Origin of the sequence: Paraburkholderia sp. SIMBA_054 (genome assembly GCF_046534875.1) — a bacterium.
Taxonomy (GTDB): Bacteria; Pseudomonadota; Gammaproteobacteria; order Burkholderiales; family Burkholderiaceae; genus Paraburkholderia; species Paraburkholderia hospita.
In genome coordinates this window covers 1-245 of record NZ_JAWRXV010001447.1, presented here as the reverse complement: position 1 = coordinate 245, position 245 = coordinate 1, and the positions used below count along the sequence as shown (strand labels likewise).

Annotated in this window: 1 pseudogene; it reads right to left on the bottom strand. The window is 59.6% G+C overall.

Annotated features, from left to right (window positions below):
* Positions 1-245, bottom strand: a pseudogene (locus SB822_RS59840) (ABC transporter substrate-binding protein); the annotation flags it as partial.

Here is a 245-nt window from a genome sequence, read left to right as displayed (position 1 = left end):
GAGTGAGCAAGCGTATTCCAAGGAGCCTGCTCCTTGAAGATTACCTGTGCTTCTTCGTAAAGCTTCGTGCGCTCTTCCTGGCTGGTCGAGACCTTGGCCTTCTGGATCAGGTCTTCGAACGGCTTGTAGCACCACTGGGCGCGGTTGTTGTTGCCAACACCGGCGCAGCCGAGAAGCGTGCCCAGGAAGTTGTCCGGATCGCCGTTGTCACCGGTCCAGCCGAGGATGACGGAGCCGTCGCGGTA